Annotated in this window: 27 protein-coding genes; 11 read left to right on the top strand and 16 right to left on the bottom strand. The window is 63.8% G+C overall.

Going from position 1 to position 24,252, the window contains the following annotated elements; translation table 11 throughout:
- Positions 1 to 18 precede the first annotated feature (18 nt).
- Positions 19 to 777: a hypothetical protein gene (locus NDO55_RS09205; protein WP_252114550.1), complete on the bottom strand. Its 759-nt coding sequence runs from the start codon at positions 775 to 777 to the stop codon at positions 19 to 21.
- Between the two features lie 93 nt (positions 778 to 870).
- Here NDO55_RS09205 and NDO55_RS09210 point away from each other — a divergent pair, with 93 nt between their 5' ends.
- Positions 871 to 2,082 (top strand): hypothetical protein, encoded by a 1,212-nt coding sequence (locus NDO55_RS09210; RefSeq protein WP_252114553.1) that lies wholly within the window; start codon positions 871 to 873, stop codon positions 2,080 to 2,082.
- On the opposite strand, the gene NDO55_RS09215 is transcribed toward NDO55_RS09210, so the two are convergent.
- Positions 2,079 to 3,290 carry an FAD-binding domain-containing protein gene (locus NDO55_RS09215; protein ID WP_252114555.1) on the bottom strand — a complete coding sequence of 404 codons (1,212 nt, stop codon included), beginning with the start codon at positions 3,288 to 3,290 and terminating at the stop codon, positions 2,079 to 2,081. The two genes, NDO55_RS09210 and NDO55_RS09215, sit on opposite strands and share 4 nt — an antisense overlap.
- A gap of 50 nt (positions 3,291 to 3,340) precedes the next feature.
- Between NDO55_RS09215 and NDO55_RS09220 the strand changes: the two genes are divergently transcribed.
- Both NDO55_RS09220 and NDO55_RS09225 read left to right on the top strand, forming a co-directional pair.
- Positions 3,341 to 3,916, top strand: coding sequence for a DUF427 domain-containing protein (locus tag NDO55_RS09220; protein WP_252114557.1), 576 nt, complete (start codon positions 3,341 to 3,343; stop codon positions 3,914 to 3,916).
- Between the two features lie 209 nt (positions 3,917 to 4,125).
- Positions 4,126 to 4,536, top strand: coding sequence for a PRC-barrel domain-containing protein (locus NDO55_RS09225; protein ID WP_252114559.1), 411 nt, complete (start codon positions 4,126 to 4,128; stop codon positions 4,534 to 4,536).
- Between the two features lie 57 nt (positions 4,537 to 4,593).
- On the opposite strand, the gene NDO55_RS09230 is transcribed toward NDO55_RS09225, so the two are convergent.
- Positions 4,594 to 4,929 (bottom strand): Mpo1-like protein, encoded by a 336-nt coding sequence (locus NDO55_RS09230; RefSeq protein ID WP_252114561.1) that lies wholly within the window; start codon positions 4,927 to 4,929, stop codon positions 4,594 to 4,596.
- Positions 4,930 to 4,943: 14 nt separating this feature from the next.
- Between NDO55_RS09230 and NDO55_RS09235 the strand changes: the two genes are divergently transcribed.
- A complete protein-coding gene (locus tag NDO55_RS09235) occupies positions 4,944 to 6,380 on the top strand; it encodes an NAD-dependent succinate-semialdehyde dehydrogenase (RefSeq protein ID WP_425276900.1) in 1,437 nt (478 codons plus the stop codon).
- A gap of 62 nt (positions 6,381 to 6,442) precedes the next feature.
- Here NDO55_RS09235 and NDO55_RS09240 read toward each other — a convergent pair whose 3' ends face one another.
- Positions 6,443 to 7,894 (bottom strand): S41 family peptidase, encoded by a 1,452-nt coding sequence (locus NDO55_RS09240; protein WP_252114565.1) that lies wholly within the window; start codon positions 7,892 to 7,894, stop codon positions 6,443 to 6,445.
- Positions 7,895 to 8,038: 144 nt separating this feature from the next.
- Complete coding sequence (locus NDO55_RS09245) at positions 8,039 to 8,584, bottom strand: peroxiredoxin (protein WP_252114567.1); 546 nt, start codon at positions 8,582 to 8,584, stop codon at positions 8,039 to 8,041.
- 190 nt (positions 8,585 to 8,774) lie between these two features.
- Here NDO55_RS09245 and NDO55_RS09250 point away from each other — a divergent pair, with 190 nt between their 5' ends.
- Positions 8,775 to 9,161: a hypothetical protein gene (locus NDO55_RS09250; RefSeq protein ID WP_252114569.1), complete on the top strand. Its 387-nt coding sequence runs from the start codon at positions 8,775 to 8,777 to the stop codon at positions 9,159 to 9,161.
- Here the strand turns inward: NDO55_RS09250 and NDO55_RS09255 are convergent.
- A complete protein-coding gene (locus NDO55_RS09255) occupies positions 9,092 to 9,778 on the bottom strand; it encodes a lysophospholipid acyltransferase family protein (RefSeq protein WP_252114571.1) in 687 nt (228 codons plus the stop codon). The genes NDO55_RS09250 and NDO55_RS09255 overlap by 70 nt on opposite strands.
- Positions 9,779 to 9,864: 86 nt before the next feature.
- On the opposite strand from NDO55_RS09255, the gene NDO55_RS09260 reads away from it, so the two are divergent.
- Positions 9,865 to 10,098 carry a hypothetical protein gene (locus NDO55_RS09260; RefSeq protein WP_252114573.1) on the top strand — a complete coding sequence of 78 codons (234 nt, stop codon included), beginning with the start codon at positions 9,865 to 9,867 and terminating at the stop codon, positions 10,096 to 10,098.
- A gap of 126 nt (positions 10,099 to 10,224) precedes the next feature.
- On the top strand, positions 10,225 to 10,797 hold the full coding sequence (locus tag NDO55_RS09265; protein WP_252114575.1) for a fasciclin domain-containing protein: 573 nt from the start codon (positions 10,225 to 10,227) through the stop codon (positions 10,795 to 10,797).
- Positions 10,798 to 10,903: 106 nt separating this feature from the next.
- Here the strand turns inward: NDO55_RS09265 and NDO55_RS09270 are convergent, their stop codons facing one another.
- Together NDO55_RS09270 and NDO55_RS09275 are read right to left on the bottom strand one after the other, a co-directional pair.
- Positions 10,904 to 11,563: a 5'-methylthioadenosine/S-adenosylhomocysteine nucleosidase family protein gene (locus NDO55_RS09270; protein WP_252114577.1), complete on the bottom strand. Its 660-nt coding sequence runs from the start codon at positions 11,561 to 11,563 to the stop codon at positions 10,904 to 10,906.
- Positions 11,564 to 11,674: 111 nt separating this feature from the next.
- Entirely contained in the window at positions 11,675 to 11,824 is a 150-nt protein-coding gene (locus NDO55_RS09275) for a hypothetical protein (RefSeq protein ID WP_252114579.1), read from the bottom strand.
- A 178-nt stretch (positions 11,825 to 12,002) separates the two neighbouring features.
- On the opposite strand from NDO55_RS09275, the gene NDO55_RS09280 reads away from it, so the two are divergent.
- Complete coding sequence (locus NDO55_RS09280; RefSeq protein WP_252114581.1) at positions 12,003 to 13,787, top strand: SLC13 family permease; 1,785 nt, start codon at positions 12,003 to 12,005, stop codon at positions 13,785 to 13,787.
- 89 nt (positions 13,788 to 13,876) lie between these two features.
- Here NDO55_RS09280 and NDO55_RS09285 read toward each other — a convergent pair whose 3' ends face one another.
- Positions 13,877 to 14,065: a PspC domain-containing protein gene (locus NDO55_RS09285; RefSeq protein ID WP_252114583.1), complete on the bottom strand. Its 189-nt coding sequence runs from the start codon at positions 14,063 to 14,065 to the stop codon at positions 13,877 to 13,879.
- Between the two features lie 405 nt (positions 14,066 to 14,470).
- On the opposite strand from NDO55_RS09285, the gene NDO55_RS09290 reads away from it, so the two are divergent.
- Positions 14,471 to 16,291, top strand: coding sequence for an ABCB family ABC transporter ATP-binding protein/permease (locus NDO55_RS09290; RefSeq protein ID WP_252114585.1), 1,821 nt, complete (start codon positions 14,471 to 14,473; stop codon positions 16,289 to 16,291).
- 12 nt (positions 16,292 to 16,303) lie between these two features.
- Here NDO55_RS09290 and NDO55_RS09295 read toward each other — a convergent pair whose 3' ends face one another.
- From NDO55_RS09295 to NDO55_RS09305, 3 genes are all read right to left on the bottom strand, one after another.
- On the bottom strand, positions 16,304 to 16,588 hold the full coding sequence (locus NDO55_RS09295) for a hypothetical protein (protein ID WP_252114587.1): 285 nt from the start codon (positions 16,586 to 16,588) through the stop codon (positions 16,304 to 16,306).
- Positions 16,589 to 16,687: 99 nt separating this feature from the next.
- A complete protein-coding gene (locus NDO55_RS09300) occupies positions 16,688 to 17,188 on the bottom strand; it encodes a hypothetical protein (protein WP_252114589.1) in 501 nt (166 codons plus the stop codon).
- Entirely contained in the window at positions 17,185 to 18,681 is a 1,497-nt protein-coding gene (locus NDO55_RS09305) for a helicase HerA domain-containing protein (RefSeq protein ID WP_341869975.1), read from the bottom strand. The genes NDO55_RS09300 and NDO55_RS09305 overlap by 4 nt, the downstream gene beginning before the upstream one ends.
- A gap of 37 nt (positions 18,682 to 18,718) precedes the next feature.
- Here NDO55_RS09305 and NDO55_RS09310 point away from each other — a divergent pair, with 37 nt between their 5' ends.
- On the top strand, positions 18,719 to 19,135 hold the full coding sequence (locus NDO55_RS09310) for a protein tyrosine phosphatase family protein (RefSeq protein WP_252114593.1): 417 nt from the start codon (positions 18,719 to 18,721) through the stop codon (positions 19,133 to 19,135).
- Positions 19,136 to 19,165: 30 nt separating this feature from the next.
- On the top strand, positions 19,166 to 20,923 hold the full coding sequence (recQ, locus tag NDO55_RS09315; RefSeq protein ID WP_252114595.1) for a DNA helicase RecQ: 1,758 nt from the start codon (positions 19,166 to 19,168) through the stop codon (positions 20,921 to 20,923).
- Here recQ and NDO55_RS09320 read toward each other — a convergent pair.
- Genes NDO55_RS09320 through NDO55_RS09335 form a run of 4 tightly spaced genes read right to left on the bottom strand, consistent with a single transcriptional unit; the run spans position 20,920 to position 24,177 of the window.
- On the bottom strand, positions 20,920 to 21,129 hold the full coding sequence (locus NDO55_RS09320; RefSeq protein ID WP_252114597.1) for a putative signal transducing protein: 210 nt from the start codon (positions 21,127 to 21,129) through the stop codon (positions 20,920 to 20,922). The genes recQ and NDO55_RS09320 overlap by 4 nt on opposite strands.
- Complete coding sequence (gene tldD, locus NDO55_RS09325; RefSeq protein ID WP_252114599.1) at positions 21,126 to 22,553, bottom strand: metalloprotease TldD; 1,428 nt, start codon at positions 22,551 to 22,553, stop codon at positions 21,126 to 21,128. The genes NDO55_RS09320 and tldD overlap by 4 nt, the downstream gene beginning before the upstream one ends.
- Complete coding sequence (locus tag NDO55_RS09330) at positions 22,550 to 22,747, bottom strand: zinc-finger domain-containing protein (protein ID WP_252114600.1); 198 nt, start codon at positions 22,745 to 22,747, stop codon at positions 22,550 to 22,552. Before NDO55_RS09330 ends, tldD begins: the two co-directional genes overlap by 4 nt.
- A 35-nt stretch (positions 22,748 to 22,782) precedes the next feature.
- Complete coding sequence (locus NDO55_RS09335) at positions 22,783 to 24,177, bottom strand: serine hydrolase domain-containing protein (RefSeq protein WP_252114602.1); 1,395 nt, start codon at positions 24,175 to 24,177, stop codon at positions 22,783 to 22,785.
- Positions 24,178 to 24,252 lie beyond the last annotated feature (75 nt).

The following is a 24,252-nucleotide window of genomic DNA, read 5'->3' on the forward strand; positions in this document are numbered from 1 at the left end:
AGTGATGCTGGCAAGCGCCTAGCTGCGCGGGTCCGCCGCCTCGGCGGCCGCCCGCTCTTCCTCGCTCGGCCCATCGCGCCAGCCCTTGTACCAATTACGCGGCTCGAACCAGGAACAGATAATGTCGGGCCTCTTCGCTTCAAGCTCCTTGTACGCCGCCCATGGTGCCAACACCGCGCCGTCGATCAGCTTGAGGTTGGGACAGCTGGAGAGCACGTCGATCCGTTTCGACTGGTTAGACAGCGAGATGCAGAAGAATGCCTCCATCGCAAAGCCCTCCAGCGGGTCGAGGCTCTCGACGATCTGGTCCTTGTTGACCGTGCCTTCATAGCCGAAGACCTCGAGCTGCTCCTTGAGCGGTCGCACCCAGTCGAGGCTGCGCATCTTGGGCGCATTCTCGATCGTCAGCACACGCAATTTGGGGAGCCTGGTCAGCGGCGAAAAGTCCTCGATCCCGCTCGCCGTCTCAAGGTGCAGCCTTTCGAGCTTCTGCAACTGCTCCAAGGGCGCGAGGTCCTTGGCCCGCATCGGCCAGCGCAGGTCGAGATGGGTGAGCTCGGTCAGCTTGCCGATCTCTTCGAGATACTCCTCGTTCGCTCCAACGGCGGCAAGCTGGCGCAGCTGCTGGTGCTCCGAAAGCCCACGATGCGACTGCTTGGTGCGCGACAATTCGGCATAGTCGCGGTCCGCGCGGATCTGGTCCGCGGCGTCCAGTTGCGGCCCGACCATCACCTTGTGGCGATAGCGGTGGACCATGGCGCGAAAGTCGACGGACATAAGCGGCAACCTATCAGCGAGCGCCATCTCCACCAACTGTTAACCCCGCTGCTTTACAGCCGCTTCAATCCGGCATTGCGAGAAGCGAGGGGCATGGGGCGCGAAGAACGGTTGAAGGTCGACGACGGCGACGTCGCGAATGCGGCGCATCATCCGGGATTCGTCCATATTCCCGATGCCGGGACCGAAGGCGTTCGCACCTATCACGAGCCCGCCGAACCTCGCCCGCTGCAGATCACGTTCCTGTCGAAGGAAGGCGAGGCCGCCTGGACCGACCATATCCGCCGCTTGCTCGGCGCGGGTCGCTTTGACGAGGCGGCCGAAATCCTCGAAAACGACCTGGCCGGGTTTGACGGTCGTATCGCCAAGCGTGCGAAGGCGATGCCGCTCGATGCGATCATGATAGAGGGCTGGGACGATCTCGACGAGATTCTCGCCGAATATGAAGGGCCGGCCATCACTGCGGTGACCGCCGGCCTCGCCAACGAACCCGACCTCGTCTTCGATACGAGCCAGGAACATGAGCCGACGCTGATGTTCAACCTCTACAGCGACGACGTCTTCGACTTTTCGAGCCGAGCCGACCATGAACTGATCGAAGAATGCCATGCCGAAATGCCCGGCTGGTCGGGGCATGACGAGGATGTCGAATTCTACGTCTCGATCGAGGGCTTCGCGCCGCTCAACAGCGCGCTCATCCAGTGCAAGCATATCCACTTCCTGCGCGACGGCCGCGATGGTGTCGAAGGGCGCGCGCCCGGCGGCTATTGCGAATATGTGCTCGGCTGCTGGCTGCGCACGACGCGCTTCCTGCAGGCGATGCAGCGCGAAATGGACGCGCACGGCCTGCCCGGCGGCGCGCGACTGATTACGGGCACGGTCGGCATGAATGCCGATGTCGCCACGGTGATCGGTGCCAAGGCGGAAGCGCCCGCACCGAGCGCGGCTGCCACCTCGCTGCTCGCCGCCAAACGTGGTGCTACGGGCGCCCCGCTGCCCGAAGACCCTGCCCCGGCCGCAACGCTCACGATGAAGAAGTGGGAGCCCAAGCACGACCCACTGGCCGACATGGAGTCGGGTTCGAGCCTGCGCCAGCGCCTGTCGGGCGATGCGCCTGCCCAGCCCGCAACGCCTGCGCCTCCGCTGGTTGAGCCGATGGCGCCTGCGCCCGAGGCCATCGAGCCCGAACCCGCGCCGGTCGAACCTGCACCCGAAGTCGCCATCCCCGACTTCCTCGCGCCGCAAGATCCGCCGCCCCCGCCGTCGCGCGGCGGCTTTTTCAAACGGCTGTTCGGTAAGCGCTAAGCCGGCAGGCCGACCGCGCGCATCGCATCGGCCATCTTCTTCTTTACGCCGAAAAATCCCGCTTTTGCGTGCGGCCATGTTTCCGCGCTGAGCGGATCGAGATACCATTCGACAGTCGCGTTGCTCTGCATGAGCGGGGCGAACAGCGCATCACGGGTCCAGCCGATCGGCAACCAAGGCACGAGCACGGTCGAGACGCCGTCCGGCAGACCGGGCATCGCCTCGTCCGCCTTCCATACAATTCCCGGACAGCCGAAATGGTCGGCCGCCGCTGCGACGCCATTGGCGACGGCGCGTTCGGCGAAGTCACGGGCATGATCGCCGACCGGTTCGGGACTGCGCGCGCCGGGCCGCGCAGCTCCGATGATCAGGCTGGGCGGGCGCTCCAGGGCCAAGGGCTCGTGGCTCGCGGCTTCATCGTGCAACAACAAGGCGAAGGGAGCGTCGGGCACCAATGCACCGGGAAGGTCGGGAAGCTGGCGCGCATGTTCCTGCGTATCTTCCAAAGGCGGCGCCTCCTTCGCCAAGCCCTCCGCCAGTAGCGGCCCTGCGCTTCGCCCCTGCGTGTAGCGGGCAATGTTCGAAGCGCGGGCAAGATAAGTTTTGCCCTTGGTGTGCAGCCCCCCGACCCAACGCCAGCTCAAGGTGTTAGAGGCCGCATCGCCGTCCATGAGATGTCGCAGGAAAAAGTCGGCGCCAAGCGTCCAATCGAGCTTCAACGTGAAGATCCAGATGCTCGCGAACCACATGCGCGCATGGTTATGCAGATAGCCGTCACGCACCAGTTCGCGGGCCCACAAATCGAAGGCGGCGATGCCGGTCTTTCCGGATACAGCCTCGTCGTAGGCGCGGCGCAGGCCACTATTTTCATCCAGCCTTGCCAGCGCGGCATCGCGCTCCTCGAGATAGGCAGACCAGACGGTCGGACGCTGCTCGAGATAACCCTTGAAATAGACGCGCCAGAAGACTTCGGAAATGAACTTGTCGGCAGCCGAAGCGCTATGCGTATCCAGCACACGAGAAAGCACCTCCCGTTCGCCGATCAGCCCTGCATGCAACCATGGCGACAACATGGAGACATGCTGACGGCAATCGGGATCGGGGTCCTCGTTGCGATGCGCCGCATAGGCTTTGCCGGCCGTTGCAACGAAGCTATCGAGTTTCGCGAGGCCGGCCGCGCGTGTGGGTTCGAAGGAAAGCTCGGGCATGTATCCGGCAACCAGTGGCGCGTGCTGCACGTTCCTCGCTCATGGAAATCATGCTGCCCCCGAAAGACCTCCTGCTGGCCCGCGTGAAAGCCAATCGCGATGGTTGGAATCTCGCCTTTCGTCCGCCCGGCCTCGAAGCTGCCGGACCCGGTCAGGAATCGGTCTGGGATTATCCCCGACCGCCAATGCTCGCCCCTGCGCCGGCCACGATCCGAGTGACGGATGGTGACATTGAGATTGCCCGAAGCGACCGCGCGCTCGAGGTGAAAGAAATGGCCGGCGCGCCAGTGCCCTATATCCCGCCCGAAGATGTTCGCACCGATCTCTTGCACCCCAATGGACGCGTGTCGGTGTGCGAGTGGAAGGGCGCAGCTGTCAGCCTCGATCTGATGCGTGAGGACGGCGACGAGATCGCCGATGCTGCATGGACCTATCCCGATCCGTTCGACGATCTTCCCGAAGGCTATGCCGCGATTGCCGGATGGATCGCCTTCTATCCTGGCAAGCTCGACTGCTATGTCGGCGATGAGCAAGCGCGCCCGCAGCCAGGCGGATTTTACGGTGGATGGGTGACGGACCGCATCAAGGGCCCGATCAAGGGCGGGCCCGGAAGCGCGGGCTGGTAAAACAAATTATGTCGGCGCACGGGAACGCCGTATTTTCCTCTTTGTTTCAACGACTTCGCTGAGTCGTGGTCGAGGAGCGGCGAAGTGTGGACAGAAGGGCTCGCTCCGCCCGTTGGTTAGGTGAATGCATCAATCGGATGCAGGACGCGGCGGCAACCTTGCCCCGCATCATTTCACATCAACCAACGTGGGAGGCGCTTACTACAAGCATGACTACACTGACACAGACCAAACCGAACGTGACGCTCGATACCGAGAGCGTGACCCTCGTCGAAACCGCTCTGATTGCATCGGACAAGATCGAAGGAACCAACATCTTCGATTCGACCGGTGAGAAAATCGGTTCGGTGCGCAAGCTGATGATCAATCCGATCACCGCGCGCGTCGACTATGTCGTGATGGGCTTTGGTGGCCTCTTCGGGATGGGTGAAGACCTTTATCCTGTGCCGTTCGAAACGCTGAGCTATGATCCGCGTGTCGAAGGTTTCCGCCTGAAGCATATCACGAAGGATGATCTGGACAGTTCGAAGGCACCGTCGATCGCTGCCAATGACGAATTTGTCTGGAGTGACGAACTCGCCCGCTCCGCGCGGCTCTTCTATCTGAAGTCGGCCTCGTAATAGCGAGAAGCGAAGTGAACCGGATGGGGCGGCCTTTGTGCCGCCCTTTTCGTTTGCCTAGTCGGTAGGCACCCCAGCCTTTTCCAATTCAGGACCGAGCCGCCCGGTTAGCCACAGCCACCACATCTTGAAATCCGCCGCGAGCGACCAGGCCGGATAGGTGAAGGTCGCCGGGCGGTTCTTCTCGACCCCGAAATGGCCGACCCAGGCGAAGAAATAGCCGGCGGCAGGCAGGGCTAACAGTAGAAGCCATCGGCCCGTCACGATGGCGAAGAGGGCGATGGCGAGGCCGAGCGTCGTGCCGAAATAATGGAGCGCGCGGGTCCGCGGCTTGGAATGTTCGCGCAGATAATAGGGCCAGAAGGTCGCGAAGCTCTGATACTCTTTAGCCATAAGGCGTACCTGCCATTGCCGCTGGCCCAACGCAATCGGCAAGGAACGCAGGCACCCCGCCCCTCGTTCGCTTTGGCGAAGGAGATCAGCCCACCATGATGCACAGCGTGAACCCTGCCACCGGCGAGACCTTCGCCAGCCACGAACCGCTTGACGAGCAGGGCATCGAAAGCGCGCTTGCGCTGGCCGAGGAACAGGCGACCAAGTGGCGCCTGACCAGCATGGACGAGCGCACCCAATTGCTCAGCGCCATCGCCGATCGCTTCGACGCGCATCGCGACGGCCTGGCCGAAATGGCAACCAAAGAGATGGGCAAGCATATTCGCGAGGCCCGCGCCGAGGTCGAGAAATGCGGGACTGCGCTGCGCTATTTCGCCGAGCATGGACCGGCCATGCTCGAGCCCGAGAAGATTCCCGGCGGCAAGGGCGAGCTGCGCTGGCTGCCGATCGGGCCGGTGCTCGCGGTGATGCCGTGGAACTTCCCCTATTGGCAGGTGATCCGCTTCCTCACGCCGACCGTACTGGCGGGCAATGTCGGGCTCCTCAAACATGCCAGCAACGTGCAGGGCGTCGGCAAGCTGATTGCCGACATGGTGATCGAAGCGGGCGGGCCGGAGGGCCTGTTCCAGAACCTCGCCATTCCGTCAGGGCCCGTGGCGGGCATCATCAAGGATGATCGCATCCGCGCCGCGACGCTCACCGGCAGCGAACCGGCGGGCCGCGCCGTTGCCGAAGTCGCCGGCGGGGCGCTCAAGAAAGTCGTGCTCGAACTGGGCGGGTCGGACCCGTTCATCGTCATGCCGTCGGCCGACATGGACGATGCGGTCGAGACGGCAGTGAAGGCGCGGCTCCAGAATTCGGGCCAGAGCTGCATCTGCGGCAAGCGCATGATCGCGCATGCCGACATTTACGACGAGTTTGCCGAGCGCTTCACCGAGGCGCTATGTTCGAAGCGCGCTGGCGATCCGTTCGATGAGGAAAGCGATATCGGTCCGCTGTCGAGCGAAGAGCAGCGCCAGACCGTCCTCGACCAGCTCGACAAGGCAAAGAAGGCAGGCGGACAGCTGACCGGCGCCGAAAAACCCGATGGCGAGGGTGCCTATTTGCATCCCGGCCTGCTCACCGGGCTCGATCCGGCCGGCGAGATGCGCGACGAAGAAGTCTTCGGCCCGGTCGCCATGCTCTTCGAAGCGAAGGACGTCGACGACGCGATCCGCATCGCCAACATCACGCCTTATGGCCTGGGATCGGCAGTCTTCACCAGTGATGCCGACGAACAGGAGGCCTTCATCACCGGTCTCGATGCCGGGATGACCGCGATCAACCAGATGACCGCCTCGACCCCCGAGGCCCCGTTTGGCGGCGTCAAGAATTCGGGCCATGGCCGCGAACTCGCGCGCTTCGGCCTCCATGAATTCATGAACCTGAAGAGCGTCTTCCGCGCCGATTGATCATAAGAAAAGGCCGGCGGCATCGCTGCCACCGGCCCTTCTTTTCGATCCTTGCGGCCGATCTAGATCTGGCCGAGCGTCACGCGCTGCGCGTAGCTCGGGTTGGTCGGCTCGAGCTTGATTTCCGAACGACCCGACAGCGTCTGGCGCGCCTGGCTGATCGGCGTGCAGACGGCAGTGCCGTTGGCGATGAAGTCGAGCGCTTCGGCGGTCGAAGCTTCGGCCGGATCGCCCATCGTGTTGAAGATGTCGTCGCTGGCGAAACAGGTCGCCGGATAGACCGGAGCCAGGCCATTGAAAAAGTCGGTCACGCCGTCCGCATTTTCATAACGGAAAGTTACGAGACGGAAGCGGTCGTCACACTCGGCGCGGTCGATGGCGCTCTGGCCAACCGGCTTGCCCGCCGTGTTACGGCCGACCAACGCGGCGTCCGTGTTGAAGTAGGCGCCCATCGAATTGGCAACGAGCTCGGAAGCCGAAGCGCTGTTGCCGGTCGTGATGAAGGCAATGCGATCGGGCGAGATCGTGTTCGTCAGCGTCTGGAAGTTCGACGTGAAATTGCTGGCGCTGTTATTGTCGTTGTAGGTCAGGCGCCACGACACCTGGCCCGACAGGCCACCGCCCAGCAGGTTGTTGAAGTGGTCCGCGACCGAGAGCAGGCCGCCGCCATTGTAGCGCACGTCGACGATGACGTCGGTCACGCCGGCGGTCACGAAATCGGCGAAGGCACCGTCGAGCTGCGCGATGGCGGTCGACGAAGCGAAGCTGCGCAGGTTGACGTAGCCGACATTGCCGATGATCCGCGTGCCGAAATCGGGCGAGACGGCAAGCTGCTGATATTCGGCAGCGGTTAGCGTCACGGTATAGTTGGCACCGCCATCGACCGGATCGATCTCGAGCGAGACGCTCTCGCCGTCGCTCGACGGGAAGAGGAGGTCCGAAAGGACACCGATGCCGTCGGTCGTCATGATCTGTGCGGGCGTGCGGCGGGTTCCGGCGGTCGCGCCGATCCCGACAATCTGGTCGCCGCGCACGATGCCGGCATCATTGGCCGGTGCGTTCTCGTAGGTGTCGCGCAGGTAGAGCGTGTTGTCGCTGTAGAGAACCGGACGCCAGCCATAATCCTCGCTGGTCGCGTTCTGGATGAACTCATTCTCTTCCTGGATCGAGGTCACGTAGGTGAAGCCCGAATCGAAACCGGCATTGCGCGCCGGCGCGACGACTGCGTCGACATAGCTTTGCAGCGTCGTGTGGTCGGCCTTGTTGACCGACGTGTCGATCAGGTCCTGGAACAGGTAGTTGGCCTGGATTTGCGCGAGCGCCCAATCCTGGCGCGCGTCGAGCGAGCAGCTGCCCGTCGGCGTGGGCGTCGGTGTCGGGGTCGGAGTAGGCGTGGGCGTCGGCGTCGGGGTGCCGCCGCCGAAGTTGCCGCCGCCGGAGCTGCCGCCCCCGCCGCCACAGGCCGCCAGCATCGCCGACATTGCAATTACGGATACAAACTTACTCGGACGCATGAGCGGCCCTCCCCACGGATAATCGTTATGAACTGGTCGCCTCAAAGAGCCGAAAAGGCCAAGCGGCTCAACCATTTGGCGCAATAAAGATGAACAAAGATGGAATCCTGTGGCGCGCCCGCCACATTGTGAGCGCTCCCCGGCCTAACGGGCGAGGCGCTGCACCGCTTCCAGCGTCTTCGCGACATGGTCCTTATAGTCCATGTCGGCATGCACCATGACGATGTCGCCATTGGTGTCGATGACATAGCTGACGCGATCGGCGGTCGGCATGACGGCACCCGTCATCGGGAGCGTCACGTCATAGGCCTTGAGGAGGTCGCCGCTCGCATGCGCCATCGGGACCTTGCTGGCGCAGACCTCGGTGGAGAAGCGGGCGAGTGTCTCCAGATCGTCGGTCGACATGCCGACGACGCGTGCACCGGCGGCGCGGAATTCGGGCATCGCGTCGGCAAACGCCTTGCTCTCCAACGTGCATCCCGAGGTAAAGGCACGCGGGAAGAAATAAAGGACAACCGGGCCCTCTTCGAGTTGCTCCGAAAGATGCAGGCGGAAACTCTTGTCGCCGAGCATGCCCATCGTCTTGAAGTCGGGCGCCTTGGCGCCCGTCGCAAGCTGCGAATAAGCCGGCAGGGCAAGGCCCATCGCCACCAGGGCGGCAAGCACCCATTTCCACGTTCGAGCGATCATCGGCTTTCCCTTCCTAACCTGCCCATGCACTATGGGCACTCTTCCGGCAGCGCCGGTCGAATCAATTGCTGTCGAAGCGGAGTGTGACATGGTCCCCCAAAAGGTCAAAGCCAGCATTTTGGCGGCATTGTTGACAGTCGGGGCATGCGGCGAAGGGGGAGCGCCCGAGGAGGCGCTAGAAGAGCCCGCCATGGCAGCACTGCCCGATGCAGGGTGGCGTTTCCAGGAATCGGCCAATGGCGCGCGGCTCTTCTATGTCAGCGAGACGAACCCTGCCTCGCAGGTCATGATCCTGACCTGTCCGATTGGTGTAGATCGCCTCATCGTGCGGCTCCCCGAAGTCGTCCCTGTTGGCAGCGAGGAACGACTGACAATCGGGCATGGCAATGACCTTGCCGTACTGATGGTCGACCCGATGCGCGACAATGGCAGCGTGGCCGGCCGCGGCCCCATTCCGGACAATCTGGACACCATGCTCAAGCAAGGCATCGCTGCCGCCTATGGCAGCTACAGCCTTGGGGACTTGCCCGCAGTGCCCGGCGAAACCAGCGCACGGTTCATTTCCGCCTGCAGCTGAGGATCGAGCCCGCTGCCATCGGGGAAGACGGCTTTCTTGGGATGGCGCGGGTGAAGGCCTTTGAAGAAGCGATAGGCCGGCTCCATGTCCGCCTCGAAATCGCCGGTCGGATGGATGATCGGCCCGATAATGCCCAGCTTGTGAATATAGTCCGGACCGGCACAGACGATCGGGATGCCCGCTTCCATGGCGATCCGGTAGAACCCAGATTTCCACTCGGTCGTCGGTGACCGCGTCCCCTCGATGGCGATGACCAGGGCGAATTCGTCGGCGGCGCGAATCTTCTCGGCCACCTGCCCGACCATCCCCACGCGCTTGGTGCGGTCGACCGGCACCCCGCCCATCGCTTTCATGAAGCCGCCAAGCGGGCCTTTGAACAAGGTATGCTTGCCGATGTAGCGCGGCTTGAGGCCCATCGTCTCGACCACACCCAGGAAAACGAGAAAGTCCCAATTGGACGTGTGCGGCGCGCCCGCAATGATGAACTTTCGGCTTTCGGGCAAGGTGCCGACCGCCTTCCAGCCCCCGAGACGCCACCAGCGCATGACTGCCCATTTAAGGAAGCGTGCCAGCCAGGGAACCGGCGCACCGTCATTGGTCGAACTCGTCTCACCCATGGCCGCACCCTTCCTGTTTGTTGGCCCCATGGCAAGCGGAACCGTCGGGCTGCCAAGCGGGTTGGCGATTCAAAGGGAGACTGAATATGCGACTGATACTTCTTGCCGCACCCATGCTGGCGCTCGCCGCCTGCGCCGATGTCGAAACCGACGGCGACACTGCCATCGACACCATTCCCGACAGCGAGGAAGTGGCCGACCTGCCCGAGGATTACGAGCCTGCGACGCGCGACGGTGACACCGCAATGCCGACCGAACTCGACGAGCCTGTCGATGCCAGCGGCGGCGAAACGCCGGGCGATGTGGAGCGCCCCGAATAGGCCGGGCAATCCGCCGCGGGGGGTGCCCCGTATTTATGACTACGGACGATGGTCGGGGGGTCGGAACTTGGCCCGACCCCGAGCCATTGGTCGTGTGAACATCAATTCTAAAAGGGAGACCCCCAAATGAAGAAGTTTTCGCTAGCTCTCGTATCGAGCGCCGCTCTTGCCCTCGCCGCCTGCGGTGGGGCTGAAGAAGAAACGGTCGAACCGGGTGAAGACACGGCCATGACGGCTGAAGCACCGGCTGCGACGGGCACGATCGTCGATGTTGCCGGTGGCAACCCCGATTTCTCGACCCTCGTCAGCGCCGTGACGGCGGCCGAACTTGGCGACACGCTTGCCGGTGAAGGTCCGTATACGGTCTTTGCACCGACCAATGATGCGTTCGGCAAGATTGACGAAGCCACGCTCAACAACCTCCTCATGCCGGAACAGCAGGAAGCGCTGCAGGGCATTCTCACCTACCATGTCGTGTCGGGTGAATATGCGGCTGCTGACGTCATCTCGCTGATCGAAGACAATGGCGGCACCGCCACGGTCGAAACGGTCGGTGGTGGCACGCTGACGGCCTCGGTAGTCGATGGAAATGTCGTGCTGACCGATGCGACGGGCGGGACCTCGACGGTGACCGCGACCGATGTCGATGCCTCGAATGGCGTCATCCATGTCATCGATACGGTCCTGATGCCGCAATAATGGCATAACGGTTAGGCGCGGCGACCCGCTCACCGTTTCGTCGCGCCACCCCAAAGAGAAGCGCCGCCCGGCCCCTCGGCCCGGCGGCGTTTTCTATGTGGCATCTTCAAACGCGCTGAAGCAGCTGCACCATCTTGTCGACCTGGCTTGCGGCCATGCGCGCCGCATTGAGCAACTGCGTCTTGAACTCGTTAGCACCGTCCTCGTTGGCACCGTCGCTTACTGCCCGTACGCCGGCCCAGCCGATATTGTGCATGGCCGCGACCTGCGCGACCGCGCCGGTTTCCATGTCGACCAGCTCGGCATCGAAATCGAGGCTCATCGCACCGGCGCGGCCTTCGTCCTCGATAAAGCAATCGCCGGTGATGATGGTCGCCGTTGGCAGGTCGAGGCCGGGATTATCGATCGGCAGGAAAGGCTGCCGGTCGGGTTCGCCGAACGGCAACGATCCAGCCCTGAAGGCCACGAATTCCTCGCGGCGGCACGCGCCATAATCATGCTGGTAGGCACCGCCCAGCCAATAGGCCTGGTCCTCGCCTTTGCCGATCCGGCCCGCCGAGCCCATGCTGACCAGCAAGTCGCAGCCTCGCGAGACGAGTGTGGAGGCGGCCATCGATCCGTTGACCTTGCCAATCCCGGCACAAGCCAACATGAAATCCTCATCCTCGCGAAAATAGAAGGGCATCTCGCGTCGGATGCGACCGACCCCGGGGCGGAAAGCATCCGCCTCCTCGAGTAATCCGGTGACTATCCCGATCTTGGGCATCTTCGGCTCCCGTCCGCCCGAGCAATCCAAGCAGCATTGCGTTCAGCCCCTCATACGGCAATTCGGGGCTTTACGCTACGGAATGTTATAAATTTACTCTGCTATCGTCGATCAAGCGAGGGCGGGAATGATCCAGACCAGCGACATGGCGATCACCGCCAGCAGCACCGAAATCCCCAGTACCCACCGTCCGACGTGCGGCTTTACCGCCCCGGTCGCTTCTTCCTCGGTGACATGCACTTCGTCGCCTTGTCGTTCCATGAAATCCCTTTCTGTCTTGCCGACACCAACGGGTCGCAGCGCAGGAGGTTTCCCCGCAAATGTCGGCCTGGCGACAGAGTAGCGGCGAAGGCAGCCTGTCAAAAGACTGTATTTCACACATCTTTGTGCCTAGGCTTCATCGCTTCTGGTTGAAGAGAGACGCGGTACCCGACCCTTCATGCTGACCATTCCTTCGCTTCACGCCGCGCTTGCGATGGCCGTTGCGGTGGCCATGTTCACCGCCTTTGCCAGCAATCGTTTCCGGGTCGAGATCATCAGCCTGATGACGATCGGCGCCATCGCGCTACTCCTTTATCTCTTCCCGCTGCCGGGGACCAATCCCAAGGACGGGCTGGCGCTTGCCTTCGGGGGCTTCGGACATACCGCGCTGATCACCATCTGCGCGCTGATGGTCATGGGGCGCGGCCTCGTCGTGACCGGCGCGCTCGAACCTGCGGCGCGCGCCCTGGGGAGCATCTGGCGGATCAACAACAGCCTCGGGCTGCTGGTCACATTGCTACTCGCCATGTTCGCCTCGATGGTCGTCAACGATACGCCGGTGCTGGTGCTGCTCATCCCGATCATGGTGAGCCTTGCCCATGGCGGCGCGATGCCTGCCTCGAAGACCCTGATCCCCTTGAATGCCGCCATCCTCATCGGCGGCATGGCCACCACCATCGGCACCTCGACCAACCTGCTGGTCGTATCGATCGCGGCCGATCTCGGCATGGCCGAGCTGCCCATCTTCCACTTCACCCCGATCGTCCTCATGGCGGCAGTGATCTGCCTGCCATACATCTGGCTGGTGATGCCGCGGCTGCTGCCCGACAACAGTCCCGAGGCCGGCCACGAACCGCGCAAGTTCATCGCGACCATGCGCGTCGGCACCGAAAGCAGCTGGCTTGAACAGCGGATTGACGAGTTCCGCGAGAAATTGCCGGAGGGCTTCTCCTTCCTTCGCGAGCCGCAGACGCTGCAGCCGGGGCAGCGCCTCGCTGCCTTCGCGACGGCCGACGACCTGCGCGAAGCCGGCCGCAAGCTCGGCGCCGTCACCGCACCGCGCTGGCTGATCAAGCGGCTCAGCCAGGACAGCGCCAAGGCCGGCGAGGATCTGGTCGAGGCGGAAATGGCGATCAGCGCCGACAGCCGCCTCGTCGGTCGCACGCTCCAGACCGCCGGCATCGAAGGCGTTGCAGTCCTGGGCGTCGCGCAGGCCCCGTCGCGCGGGTTTGCTGCGCCGCGCGAGATGAGCGCGGAGGCGCGGCTCGCCGAGGGCGACATCCTCCTCACCATGGGGCGCGAAAGCTCGCTGCAGGAATTCGCACAGGACCAGGCCCTGCTCATGCTCGACGGTGCCCGGCCGCTGCCACGCCGGCGCAAGGCGCTCATCGCGGTGGCGATCATGGGGGCGGCGGTGCTGCTGGCCTCGCTGGGCATCATGCCCATTGCGATCACATCCCTTGCGGGCGCGGTCGCGATGTTCGTCACCGGCTGCGTGCATTTCGACAAGGTCGGGCGCGCCTTGTCGGCCAAGGTCATCGTCCTGGTCGCCGCCTCGATCGCTATCGGGCGATTGATCGGCGACAGCGGGGCGGCAACCTGGATGGGCGCGAGCCTTGCGCTTGGAATGCAATATCTGATCCCCCCTGTCGTGCTAGCGCTGATCATGCTGTTCGTGACCCTGCTCACCAACTTCGCGTCCAATGCGACGGCCGCTGCGGTCGGCACGCCCATCGCCTTTGCGCTGGCCGAACAATTGGGGCTGCAGGTGGAGCCCCTGGTGCTGGCGGTGCTGTTCGGCTGCAACCTCTGCTACGCCACGCCCATCGCCTATCAGACCAACATGCTGATCATGGCCGAGGGCGACTACAAGTTTAACGATTACATGAAGACCGGCATCCCGCTCGTCGTCCTGATGATCGTCAGCCTGTCGGTCATACTGTCGATCACCTACGGATTGTAGGCGACAAAAAGCCCGCCGGGTTCAAGCCGGCGGGCCTCGTCGCATCCCGACCGATCATCCGGTCGGGGCGTCTTGTGTGATCCAGTCGCCTAGCGCGCGGTATCCGCGACGAGGCCGGTGATCAGGTAGAAGAGCAGGGCAGTACCCGCGCTGATGAAGAAAGCGGCAACCCAGCCGATGCGGACCAGCGTCACGTCGATGCCGAAATAGTCGGCGAGGCCGGCGCTGACGCCCATCACTTTGCCTTCGGTAGGCTTGACGAGAAATTTCTTGGACATGTTTTCCTTCTTTACGTCTTGAGTGAGGTTTCGAATGGCCGACCGTTAGGCGATCGGCGCACCCGACAGCGCAGCGCTGATGAAGAGGCTGGAGGCGACAACCGCGCCGAGCAGCGAGATGAGGACATTCTTTTCCGAACCATAAGCAAGCATTGTATTTCTCCCTTTTTGTTGCCCCCACCATTGGGGACACCGAATACATTGCAGGGAGCGTGCCAAATGAAAAAATCGTTTAAAATCAATGCCTCGTTCATCCGGCCTCGGCCATAATAGTGGAATTTCCACGAAGGGTTAGGGATTTTTCCCAGTCCAAAATGCCGATTCATTGAAAATTTTCCGACCTCGTTCGGAAAATCGCCCCATACATTGCGAAAATGGACCTGCACGCTTACCTCGTTAAGCGATATGGGCCGTCCGACGAGCAACAATGCGCCGCAGGACGGCGATTTCGCCATCCTCTGGCGATTCCTTCCCATGCTCTGGCCCAATGGCGAGACCGGTCTCAAGGTTCGCGTCGTCATCTCGATGCTGCTGGTTCTGGCCAGCAAGGGCATCGTCCTCGCCGTGCCGTTCCTTTATAAAGGAGTGGTCGACCGGATGAGCGCGGGCGAGGGGCTGGCCGAAACCGCGCTCACCATCATCCTCGGTCTCGTCGCCGCCTATGCGACGATGCGCTTTGCCGGCACGCTCATCGACAATTTGCGCAACGCCATTTTCGAGCGGGTCGGGCAGAATGCCGCACGCGGCTTCGCGCAGCGCCTGTTCCGCCACATCCATGCGCTCAGCCTGCGCTTCCATCTCGAGCGCCGCACCGGCAGCCTGACGCGGCTGGTCGAGCGCGGGACCAAGAGCATCGACTCCATGCTCTATTTCCTGCTGTTCAATATCGCGCCCACCGCGATCGAGCTGGCGGGCATTGCAGTCATCTTCACGATCCAGTTCGGCTTCGACCTCACTGCCGCGACGCTCGTCATGGTGGTCGCCTACATCATCTTTACCCGCAAGGTGACCGACTGGCGCAACGCGATCCGCCGCGAGATGAACGAGGTCGACCAGAAGGCTGCGCAGCGCGCCGTCGACAGCCTCCTCAATTACGAGACGGTCAAATATTTCGGCGCCGAGGATCGCGAGGCCGCGCGTTACGACAAGGCGATCGACGCCTATGCCGACGCCGCTGTAAAGACCGAGACGAGCCTTGCATGGCTCAATGCCGGACAGGCCTTGCTCACCAACCTCATGATGGGCGGGGCGATGGCCTATACCGTCTGGGGGTGGAGCGAGGGGCGCTTCACGCCTGGCGACGTGGTGCTGGTGAACTCGCTCCTCATGCAGCTCTATCGCCCGCTCAACATGCTCGGCTGGGTCTATCGATCGATCAAGCAGGGGCTGGTCGACATGGAGGAGATGTTCGCGCTGCTCGATACGCCCTCCGAGGTCAACGACGCGCCCGATGCCGAGCCGCTGGCAGTCGCCAACGCGCATGTCACGTTCGACAATGTTCGCTTCACCTATGGCGACGGTCGCGAGATTTTGAAGGGGATCAGCCTCGATATTCCGGCGGGCACCAGCCTCGCGGTGGTCGGCCCCTCGGGCGCGGGCAAGTCGACGCTCGCGCGCCTCCTCTTCCGTTTCTACGAACCGCAAACCGGGCGCATCCTCGTCGACGGGCAAGACATCGCGAATGTCACCCAGGCAAGCCTGCGCGAGGCAATCGGCATCGTCCCGCAGGACAGCGTCCTGTTCAACGACACGATCGGCTACAATATCGGCTATGGCCGCGAGGATGCCAGGCTGGACGAGATCGAGAAGGCCGCGAAGGGCGCGGCGATCGACGGCTTCATCGAAAGCCTGCCCGAACGCTACGACACCAAGGTGGGCGAGCGTGGGCTGAAGCTGTCGGGCGGCGAGAAGCAGCGCGTCGCCATCGCACGGACCTTGCTTAAGGACCCGCCCATCCTGATCCTCGACGAAGCGACCAGCGCGCTGGACAGCGCAACCGAGCAGGATATCCAAGCGACCCTCAACGAGGTCATGAAGCGCCGCACCACCATCATGATCGCCCACCGCCTGTCGACCGTCGTCGGCGCGGACCAGATCGTGGTGCTGGAGGCGGGCAAGGTCGCCGAGCGCGGGACGCACAAGGAATTGCTCGCTCGTGGCCGGCTCTACGCTGACCTTTGGACGCGACAGGCTGCCGAGCGGGCGTTGGAGAAGGCGGCGGTTTAGGCCGCGCTCATCCTACTCCTCAAAATATTGGCAGTACGTCGCGCCATATTGCGCGGGCTCGAGCCCGGCATCGGCGGCTTCATCCTCTGACGCGTAGCGATTGCCATCCTCGTCGCAAATCTCGATGGCTTCACCCTCGCCTTCGGCGACGGCTTCCGTTTCATCCTCAGCTTCGTCCATCTCTTCGACGACAGCCTCTTCGTTCGCAGCTTCCTCTTCGGCCGGAGCGCTGCAGGCCGAAAGGCCGAGCATGGCGGCGGCAAGCAGAGCCGGTGCGGTTCGAGAAAGTGTAGTCATGGCGAATCTCCCTGTTTTGAGTTGGCAGCAAATCGATTCAGCTAGAGACTGCCCCCGTGGGCGTCTGATGGCAATTTGATTGCCGGAGAAGGCGTCGGCTCAATCTGCTTCCGAGAGGATTCGGTTTGCGTTTTCTTGAGCCTTGGCGAAGTCGTCGAACGGATCAGACCAAGCCACTGGCTCCCACCAATTCATGTCATTGGCGGCTCGAACCCGCTCCGTGGTTAATCGAAAGACGCAGTCATCAAACTGGTTGATACACACGCGGACGGCGCCATCGTCGCGGACCTCTCGCCATGATGCCAATGCCCATCTCTGGCTGTCGTCTAAGATTGGCTGCAGTTTGCGTAACTCCACTGAATTACCGTCTTCGTCACGCCAGTCGGCCTTACGATGGTAGCGCTCAACATATCCGATGATTTGCGCGAAACTATCATCAACATAGTCTTCGTCTGGGTCCGCCGGATCTCGTGGAAGGCTGAAAAAATGCCAGCCTAGCCAAGGCAACGATCCGAAACTCGTCTTCGTGTATGGCTCCTGCCAAAGCTCAAGCCGCATTGGTTTGGGCGAGATAACATCCGCGAAGAACGAGGCGCTCACGCCGCCGCCGTCGTCCAGCCGAGCCCCGGCAGCGTGATGCTCGTCTTGCCGGCCATGTCGGTGCGTTTCACGATGAGTTCGCGTTCCTCGATATAGTCGATGAGGCGGCGGGCGCGGCTGAGGCTGGCGGTGCCGTAGATGGCGGCGATTGCTTCTTCGGATGGAGAGGGCGCGCCTTCGCGGGCGGCCTTGGCGATCAGCAGGAAGGGCGCGAGCATGTCGTCGGGCAACGCCTCTGCGGCCTCCATGGCATCGCCCCAATCGTTGGTCGGATCCTCCGCAATCCCCGCCCGTGCCGCCGCGATGCGACGCCCGAAGGCATCGAGATCGAGCGGCGGCTCGCGCAGCCCCGCCATCCGGCAGCGCACGGCGAAATCCTGGTAGGCGATAGCGCTGGAACGCGGACGGCCATCCTCTTCCGCGACCATTTCGGCCAGCGCCGAAGCGACGATCGGCTCGACCTCCGCCGCATCGGGGGCAGGGACGGGCGGCTCGTCCGCCTCGCGCTTCGCCGCGACCGAAGCGGCGAGCTTTTCCATCATCGTTTCCGACGCCAGCGACGCGGGCTCGGGCTTGGGCGGGGGTGTCGGCTCGGGCATGTCGGCGAGGCCGTCGAACAAGAGCGCCTCGGCATTCTCGCCCGCCTCGGGCAGCGGCGTTAGCGCGGGCGCGGCATCGGGCGGGCCGGTCTCGACCGCGCCGATCATCACTTTTAGCGGTCTCCGCGTGATGGCGGGGCCTAGGCCCAAGAATTGGCCGCGTTCGAGGTCGCGTATCTGTTCGGCCTGCCGCCGCTCCATGCCCAGCAAATCCGCCGCGCGCGCCATGTCGATGTCGAGGAAGGTGCGGCCCATCAGGAAGTTGGACGCCTCCGCCGCGACATTCTTCGCGAGCTTTGCCAGGCGCTGTGTCGCGATGATCCCCGCCAGCCCGCGCTTGCGGCCCCGGCACATCAGATTTGTCATCGCGCCCAGCGAGGCGCGCCGCACATCCTCGGGCACATCACCGCCCTGCGTCGGCGCGAACATCTGCGCTTCGTCGACCACAACGAGGGCGGGATACCAATGCTCTCGCGGGGCATCGAATAGGGTCTGGAGGAAACTGGCGGCGCAGCGCATCTGGCCTTCTGCCTCCAGCCCCTCGAGGCTGAGCACCACGCTCAAGCGATGTTCGCGGATGCGCGCGGCGAGCTTGGCGATTTCCGTTTCGCTGTGCCGCGTCGCCTCGATCGCCGTGTGCCCGTATTTTTCGAGCGTCACATATTCGCCCTCGGGATCGATGATGACCTGCTGCACCTGACCCGCCGACTGTTCGAGCAAGCGGCGCAACAGGTGCGACTTGCCACTCCCCGAATTGCCCTGAACGAGCAGCCGGGTGGCCAACAATTCTTCAAGATCGATGGGAACGGATTGCCCGGTCGGGCCGACCCCCATGTCGACGGCGATACGCATGTGCCGACTGTGGCGCGAGACGCCTTGCGAGACAAGCGCCATTGGCGCATGAAGTGGGCCGAGCAGAGGAGCCCCAACGATGATCCTGAAGAAAGTCGAACTCGACACCAATTTCCATGTCGGCACGCAAGCCGAACTCAGCGATATCGAGGCGCTGAAGGCAGCCGGGTTCGAGATGATCATCAACAATCGCCCCGATGGCGAAGTGGACGGCCAGCCGACCAGCGGCGAGATCGCCGCAGCGGCCGAGGCGGCGGGCCTCGATTATGCCCATGTCCCGATCACCCACGGCATCAGCCCGTCCGACGTGAAGGCGGAGATCGAGGCACTCGAGAAAGCCGGTGCGCGCAAGACCTATGCCTTCTGCCGCTCGGGCACGCGCTCGACGATGCTGTGGGCGCTGGCGCATCACGAACAGGGCCGCGATATCGACGAGCTTCGCGCCAAGGCCGAAGCGGCGGGCTACAGCCTCACGCCGATCAACCACCTGTTGTAGGCTCGGCGCTTACCCGCTAGCCACGGCGGGGTGCGTGACCCTCTCGACATATTGAAAGAGACTTTCGGCTTCACCGCCTTTCGCGGTGTGCAGTCGGACGTGGTCGACCGCGTGATGCGGGGCGAGGATACGCTGACGGTCATGCCGACGGGCGCGGGCAAGTCGCTTTGCTACCAGCTGCCCGCAGTTGCGCTCGACGGCACCACTATCGTCATCTCGCCGCTGATTGCGTTGATGGAGGACCAGGTCCGCTCGGCCAGCGCCAATGGCATTGCCGCCGCCGCGCTGACCAGCGCGACGCAGGACAGACAAGCGGTCGAGCGCGCCTTGCTGTCGGGCGAACTCGACCTGCTTTACGTGGCGCCTGAACGGGCGACGACAGAGCGCTTCGGGCGGATGCTCGAAGATGCGCGGATCAGCCTTGTCGCCATCGACGAAGCGCATTGCGTCAGCGAATGGGGGCATGATTTTCGTCCCGATTATCGCCTGCTTCGCCCGCTGATCGACCATTTGCAGGCGCCGCGCCTTGCACTGACCGCGACCGCCGACCGCCGCACCCGCGCCGATATCCTGCAGCAGCTGGGGATTCCCGTGGACGGGCTGATCGTCGCCGGGTTCGACCGGCCCAACATTCGCTATCATGTGGTCCCGCGCTCGGGCCTGCCCACGCAATTGAAGCGGCTCGCCAAAGCACAGCCGGGGCCCGGCATCGTCTACTGCCCGAGCCGCGCCAAGACCGAGAAAATCGCCGCGGACCTGCGCGAAATGGGCCGCCCCGCCGCCGCCTACCATGCCGGGATGGAGCCGCATTTGCGCTCCGGCAACCAGGAGGCGTTCGTGCGCTCCGAAGACATGGTGTTGGCCGCCACGATCGCTTTCGGCATGGGCATCGACAAACCCGACGTCCGCTTCGTCGCCCATGCCGCGACGCCCAAGTCGATCGAAGCCTATTACCAGGAAACCGGCCGCGCCGGCCGCGACGGCGAACCTGCCGAGGCCTGGCTGTTCTGGGGCGCGGAGGATTTCGCGCGCGCACGCCAGCGGATCGAGACCGAAGTCGAGCCCGAACGACGCGCCGGGGAGCGCGAGCGCCTCAATGCGCTCGCCGCGTTCGTCGAGGCCGCAACCTGCCGACGCGCCATCCTGCTGCGCTATTTCGGCGAGGACCCGCCGGAGACCTGCGGCAATTGCGACAATTGCCTCGACCCGCCCAAGACGATCGACGTCACCGTGGTCGCGCAGAAAGTCTTGTCGGCAGCCTTCCGCACCGAGATGCGCTTCGGCGTCGGCTACCTCAAACAGGTGCTGGCCGGCGACGACAATGAGAAGGTGCGCATGAACGGGCACCACCAGGTCTCCGTGTTCGGGATCATGGATGCCGAGGAGTTGGCGCTAGTCCAGCCCGTGGCACGCGCGCTGATCGCCCGCGATGCCCTGCGCGCCGACGCCTATGGCGGATTGAGCTTCGGCCCGGGCGCCAAGCCCATCCTCAAGGGCGAGCAGGAATTGGTGATCGCAGTGCCGCCCAAGCGGACATCGCGTCGGCGCAAGGCTGCGGAGGATTATCCGCCCGATCCGGTGTTCGACGCCCTTCGCCAGTGGCGGAGCGAGACGGCGAAGGAAGCCGGCGTGCCGCCTTATGTCATCTTCCACGATTCCACGCTGCGGCAGGTGTCGGCCCAGCGCCCCGATACGCTCTCGGCGCTATCGACGGTCGACGGGGTCGGCGAGAAGAAGCTGGAGCGCTACGGCCAAGGCCTGCTCGATGCCTTGGCCAAGGCGACCTAGTCGGCCTCGCTGCGCAAGACTGCGACTGCTTCGTCCAGCTCGTCAGGTGCGACCATCAGCCGGACCCAGGCGAGCCCGCCGCCGCCGAACACATTGTTCAGCCCCGCATCGAAGATGAAGCTCGGGATGTTGGCATGTTCGAGCCGGTGCTTGGCGAGTTCGGCTTCGACCTTGGTGGCAAAACGTCCCGCTTCCCTCAGGCTCATGCAGCCTCGGTCCCGCCGACGGTGATGGCGCTGATGAGGGTGGAGGGCTGGCCGACGCCGGCGGGGACCGACTGGCCACCCTTGCCGCAAACGCCGACGCCTTCGTCCAGCGCCATGTCGTTGGCGATGCCTTCGACGCGCTGCATCACGGTCGGCCCGTCGCCGATCAGGGTCGCGCCCTTGATCGGGTCGCCCAATTTCCCATTCTCGATCTTGTAGGCCTCGGTGCAGCTGAAGACGAACTTGCCCGACACGATATCGACCTGCCCGCCGCCGAAGCTCTTGGCGTAGATGCCCTTGTCGACACGCTCCATCAGCGAGCCCGGCTCTTCCTCGCCGCCCAGCATGAAGGTGTTGGTCATGCGCGGCATGGGCGCATGCGCGAAGCTTTCGCGGCGGCCATTGCCGGTCGGCTCGACACCCGACAGGCGGGCATTGAGGCGGTCCTGCATATAGCCCTTGAGGATGCCGTCCTCGATGAGGACGTTGCGCTGCGTCGGCGTGCCTTCGTCGTCGATGGTGAGGCTACCGCGACGGTCGGCGATATTGCCTTCGTCGACCACGGTGACGCCAGGCGAGGCGACGCGTTCGCCGATGCGTCCGGAGAAAGTCGACTGGCCCTTGCGGTTGAAGTCGCCCTCGAGGCCGTGGCCCACTGCTTCATGGAGCAAGACGCCGCACCAGCCGGGGCCGAGCAGGACGGGCATGTCGCCCGCCGGCGCGGCAACACTGCGCATGTTGACATCGGCCTGGCGGACCGCCTCGTCGATGGCGCGGGTCCATGCCGCCTTTTCGAACAGGCGGTCATAGAGATAGCGCCCTCCCATGCCGAAACTGCCGCTCTCGCGCCGGTCGCCATCGGCCATGACGACCGAGACGTTGAGGCGGACGAGCGGACGGATATCGGTAGCGACAAAGCCGTCGGCGCGGACGATTTCGACCACCGACCAGCTACCCGACATGCTGACGGAAACCTGGTCGATGCGCGGATCGCGCTGGCGTGCCTCGGCCTCGATCTCCTGGATGAGCGCCAGCTTCTTCTCGAACGGCACCGCCGACAGCGGATCGTCATCGGTATAAAGCCGGGCATTGGTGCGGTTGGGCGCAGCGGCCGGCGCCTGCTTGGCCGGATCGAGCAGCTTCAGCGTCTCCGCCGCGCGGTCGATCGCGCTTCGCGACAATTCGTTGGCATGCGCAAAACCGGTCATCTCACCGGTGACGCCGCGCAGGCCGAAACCCGCATCGGTCGAATAGTCGGCTGCCTTCAGCCGGCCATCGTCGAAGGCCAGCGTCTCAGTGGCGCGATATTGCAAATAGAGTTCGCCATCGTCGTGGCGCGACAGGTGCGCCTTCGCGGCCGCTTCCGCCTCGGCGGGATCAAGCTGGCCGGGGCGATAGAGGAATCCTCGGGGACCGAGGCTCACGCGGCTTTCTCGTCATCGGCAGGGCCGCCCACCAGGACGAAGCGCCGGTCGCAATATTTGCATTCGACGAAGCCCGCTTCATCGATCTTGTAATAGACGCGCGGATGGCCGAGCGAGGCGTCGATCTCGGTCGCGCCGTCGCAATTTACCTTGGGGTCGGAGACTCGGACGGTCTCGGGGGGAGGAATGCTCATGAGGGCGATGTAGCGACGGCGATGCCGCCTCGCAACTATTCGACCTTGGGAAGCTTGGTCCCGCCCGCCGACACGCCAATGACATTGCCATCCTCGTCGCGGTCGATGTCGATCACCTGCGCGCCCTCGACGATGTAGATCTGGTCGTCGGCCAGCGCGATCATCGGACCGGTCTCTCCATCGGGGTCGGTCAACACGAGTTCGCCGTCGACAATGCTGAAACGATAAATGTCCTCGCCGAGCGCATAGCCGCCGACTACCTGCTCCATATCCGCAGGACCCCAATCGGCGGGCACGAGGCGACGCTGCTCGAAGGCGTTCCAGCCCATTTCCTTCGCGACCGCAGTGGCGACCGACTGGAAGACTTCCGCGCCGCGATCGCCATTGGTCATGATGACCATCGCCTCGCCGCGTTCGGGGAAGCTCACCATCAGGCTCTTGTACCCCATGTTCGAGCCGCCGTGCGAGAATTGGAAATCCTCGCCCTCGCCATAGATCCCAAAGCCCAGCGCGTAGCCGGCATCCTCTTCGGGCGCAGCGAGCATCTCGGCCATGCCGGCGGGCGACAAGGGATGCGCCTCGCTGCCGGCAAGCGTTTGGTTGGCGGCGATGAGGAAGAGGGCAAGGTCGCCGGGCGTCGTCCACAGGCCCGCTGCGGCCTGCTCGGGGTAGAAGTGATAGCCGCCCTCGACTGGCGCGCCGTCGCCTTCATGCGCGGCGGCGATGGTGGAGGCCGGCCCGCGCGGCGGCTGGGCATAGCTCGACCGGTCCATGCCGAGCGGAATCAGAACGAGGCGGGCGAGGATGTCTTCAAAGGGCTGGCCTTCCTGCTCGACCATCGCCAACTGCGCGACCGTGTAGCCGCCGCCCGAATAGCGAAATTCGCCCGGCGCGCTGTCGATCACGACCGGCGCGGTATTGCCGAGGCCGTCGAGCACTTCGATCGTGCTGGGTACCGTTTCGCGGAGCGAATAGCCGGGAAACCCCGACACGCTCGTGCCCGCGCGGTGCGACAGCAAGGTTCGAAGGGTGGCGGGGGCATATTCGCCTTGGGGCAGCTGCCAGCTTTCGAGATAGGAGTTGATCGGCGCATCGAGATCGAGCGTGCCCTGTTCGACCATGACCATCGCGCCATAGGCTGCGACGGACTTTGAGAGCGATGCGGCCTGAAAGCGTGTGCCGATATCCGCAGCAATCTCGCGTTCGGGATCGGCCATGCCATAAGCGCGCAGCGCGACGATGCGATTATCGTCGACCAGCGCGATGGAGACGGCAGGGACGTCCGTCGCGGCCATCATTTCCTCGATGGTCATCACCTCGACCGCATCGCCTTCGATCACCGTGCTCGGCTCCAGCCGTTCGACGGCACGGTCGAGCGGCGTGGGCTGCATCGCCGCGGACGCAGCGGCAAGGAACGCGAGCAGGCTCATGTGAATTTCTCCCCCGGACTGGCTGTTCGTCCACTATTGGCGCTTTGCCGCCGCCTCGTCTATGCGCCAAGGGAA

It is taken from the genome of Sphingomicrobium sediminis (assembly GCF_023805295.1).
GTDB classification, from domain to species: domain Bacteria; phylum Pseudomonadota; class Alphaproteobacteria; order Sphingomonadales; family Sphingomonadaceae; genus Sphingomicrobium; species Sphingomicrobium sediminis.

What these genes read in the sequence shown, in the direction of transcription:
- NDO55_RS09265 (WP_252114575.1), top strand. Translation starts at nt 10,225, where the DNA reads ATGAAGAAGTTTTCGCTAGCTCTCGTATCGAGCGCCGCTCTTGCCCTC.
- NDO55_RS09330 (WP_252114600.1), bottom strand. Translation starts at nt 22,747, where the DNA reads ATGAGCATTCCTCCCCCCGAGACCGTCCGAGTCTCCGACCCCAAGGTA.
- NDO55_RS09310 (WP_252114593.1), top strand. Translation starts at nt 18,719, where the DNA reads ATGATCCTGAAGAAAGTCGAACTCGACACCAATTTCCATGTCGGCACG.
- NDO55_RS09305 (WP_341869975.1), bottom strand. Translation starts at nt 18,681, where the DNA reads ATGGCGCTTGTCTCGCAAGGCGTCTCGCGCCACAGTCGGCACATGCGT.
- NDO55_RS09220 (WP_252114557.1), top strand. Translation starts at nt 3,341, where the DNA reads ATGCTGCCCCCGAAAGACCTCCTGCTGGCCCGCGTGAAAGCCAATCGC.
- NDO55_RS09275 (WP_252114579.1), bottom strand. Translation starts at nt 11,824, where the DNA reads ATGGAACGACAAGGCGACGAAGTGCATGTCACCGAGGAAGAAGCGACC.
- NDO55_RS09280 (WP_252114581.1), top strand. Translation starts at nt 12,003, where the DNA reads ATGCTGACCATTCCTTCGCTTCACGCCGCGCTTGCGATGGCCGTTGCG.
- NDO55_RS09255 (WP_252114571.1), bottom strand. Translation starts at nt 9,778, where the DNA reads ATGGGTGAGACGAGTTCGACCAATGACGGTGCGCCGGTTCCCTGGCTG.
- NDO55_RS09320 (WP_252114597.1), bottom strand. Translation starts at nt 21,129, where the DNA reads ATGAGCCTGAGGGAAGCGGGACGTTTTGCCACCAAGGTCGAAGCCGAA.
- NDO55_RS09285 (WP_252114583.1), bottom strand. Translation starts at nt 14,065, where the DNA reads ATGTCCAAGAAATTTCTCGTCAAGCCTACCGAAGGCAAAGTGATGGGC.
- NDO55_RS09335 (WP_252114602.1), bottom strand. Translation starts at nt 24,177, where the DNA reads ATGAGCCTGCTCGCGTTCCTTGCCGCTGCGTCCGCGGCGATGCAGCCC.
- NDO55_RS09225 (WP_252114559.1), top strand. Translation starts at nt 4,126, where the DNA reads ATGACTACACTGACACAGACCAAACCGAACGTGACGCTCGATACCGAG.
- NDO55_RS09205 (WP_252114550.1), bottom strand. Translation starts at nt 777, where the DNA reads ATGTCCGTCGACTTTCGCGCCATGGTCCACCGCTATCGCCACAAGGTG.
- NDO55_RS09250 (WP_252114569.1), top strand. Translation starts at nt 8,775, where the DNA reads ATGGCAGCACTGCCCGATGCAGGGTGGCGTTTCCAGGAATCGGCCAAT.
- NDO55_RS09245 (WP_252114567.1), bottom strand. Translation starts at nt 8,584, where the DNA reads ATGATCGCTCGAACGTGGAAATGGGTGCTTGCCGCCCTGGTGGCGATG.
- NDO55_RS09210 (WP_252114553.1), top strand. Translation starts at nt 871, where the DNA reads ATGGGGCGCGAAGAACGGTTGAAGGTCGACGACGGCGACGTCGCGAAT.
- NDO55_RS09295 (WP_252114587.1), bottom strand. Translation starts at nt 16,588, where the DNA reads ATGACTACACTTTCTCGAACCGCACCGGCTCTGCTTGCCGCCGCCATG.
- NDO55_RS09270 (WP_252114577.1), bottom strand. Translation starts at nt 11,563, where the DNA reads ATGCCCAAGATCGGGATAGTCACCGGATTACTCGAGGAGGCGGATGCT.
- NDO55_RS09240 (WP_252114565.1), bottom strand. Translation starts at nt 7,894, where the DNA reads ATGCGTCCGAGTAAGTTTGTATCCGTAATTGCAATGTCGGCGATGCTG.
- NDO55_RS09230 (WP_252114561.1), bottom strand. Translation starts at nt 4,929, where the DNA reads ATGGCTAAAGAGTATCAGAGCTTCGCGACCTTCTGGCCCTATTATCTG.
- NDO55_RS09290 (WP_252114585.1), top strand. Translation starts at nt 14,471, where the DNA reads ATGGGCCGTCCGACGAGCAACAATGCGCCGCAGGACGGCGATTTCGCC.
- NDO55_RS09260 (WP_252114573.1), top strand. Translation starts at nt 9,865, where the DNA reads ATGCGACTGATACTTCTTGCCGCACCCATGCTGGCGCTCGCCGCCTGC.
- NDO55_RS09215 (WP_252114555.1), bottom strand. Translation starts at nt 3,290, where the DNA reads ATGCCCGAGCTTTCCTTCGAACCCACACGCGCGGCCGGCCTCGCGAAA.